Annotated in this window: 1 protein-coding gene and 1 pseudogene; both read right to left on the minus strand. The window is 74.4% G+C overall.

Annotation, left to right across the window (positions count from 1 at the left end; genetic code table 11):
• Positions 1-502 (minus strand): 4-hydroxy-tetrahydrodipicolinate reductase (gene dapB, locus B9G38_RS17415; RefSeq protein ID WP_143415643.1); only part of this gene is annotated, 502 nt, incomplete at its 3' end.
• Positions 499-1,326, minus strand: a pseudogene (gene dapA, locus B9G38_RS17420) (4-hydroxy-tetrahydrodipicolinate synthase); the annotation flags it as partial. The pseudogene dapA and the gene dapB, both read right to left, overlap by 4 nt.
• Positions 1,327-1,409 lie beyond the last annotated feature (83 nt).

Below are 1,409 nucleotides of genomic sequence, written 5' to 3' on the forward strand. Positions count from 1 at the left end.
CGGTGCCGGAGGGTCGGGCGCGGTCCCCGGTGTGGTGCGTCTCCGTCAGCTCCACGTCGTAGCCGGGCAGCGCCGCGGCGGCCTCGCGGACCGCGCGGCGGAGCGCAGCCACGCCGCGCGCGAAGTTCGACGCCTTGAGCACGGGCACCGCCTCGCTCGCGGCTCGGAGGCCGTCGGTCTGCGACTCCGCGAGGCCGGTGGTGCCGGTGACGAGCGGGACGCCCGCGTCCGCGCAGGCCTCGGCGTACGCGACCGCCGACTCGGGGCCGGTGAAGTCGACGACGACGTCCGGCCCCTCGCTCGCGAGCAGCCCCGCGAACCGGTCGGCGTCGTCGACCGCGACGCCGGCCACGGGGTCGGTCTCGGTGCGGTTGACCGCGACCGCGACGGCGACGCCCTCGCGGTCCGTGGCGGCCTCGATCACCTCGCGGCCCATGCGACCGCCCGCGCCGGTGACGGCGATCCGGAGGTCGGCGGCGGCCGAGTCGCTCGCGTCGCTCATTCGGCGCCCCCGGTCGCGGCGGGGCCGACGGCCGTCGGGTCGATCGTTCCCGGGGCGCGCTCGTCGTACGCGGCCAGCAGGTCGCGGAGCGCCTCGCGCCGCCCCTCGGAGAGCCGCGAGAGCGGGGAGCGAAGGCTGGGACCGCCGCGGCCGCGGATGTGCATCGCCTCCTTCACCGGGATCGGGTTCGTCTCGGCGAACAGCTCGCGGACGAGCGGCGACAGCTCGTGGTGGAGCGTCCGCGCGCGGTCGTAGTCGCCGGAGAGCGCGGCGCCGACCATCGCGCAGGTCCGCTCGGGCTCGACGTTGGCGACCACGCTGATCGTTCCCGTTCCCCCGATGGAGAGGACCGGGAGCGTGAGCCCGTCGTCGCCCGACAGCACCGCGAACGACTCCTCGCGGGTGCGCTCGATCACCTCGCTGATGAGGTTCAGGTCGCCCGAGGCGGCCTTGTACCCCCGAATGTTCGGGTGTTCGGCGAGCTCGACGGTGACGTCGACCGGGATCGACTGCCCCGTGCGGCTCGGCACGTTGTAGACGATCTGCGGGAGGTCGACCTCGTCGGCGATGGTCCGGTAGTGTTCCAGGAAGCCCGCGGGCTCGGGCATGTTGTAGTACGGCGAGATGAGCAGCAGGCCGTCGGCGCCCGCGTCGGCCGCGCGCCGCGACAGCGAGAGCGCCTCCGCGGTGTTGTTCGATCCGGTGCCGGCGATCACGGGGATGTCGTCGACGGCGTCGCGGACCGTCTCGATCACGGCGACGTGCTCGTCGTGGCTCATCGTCGCCGACTCGCCGGTGGAGCCGACGGGGACGACGCCGTCGACGACATCCCCGCGATCGGCTGCACCGGATCGAACCACCCCGAGGAGGCGCGCTACCGGCCGCTACACGCATCTCCGAGCCCACG

The sequence above is a fragment of the Halorubrum sp. SD612 genome, assembly GCF_002135005.1.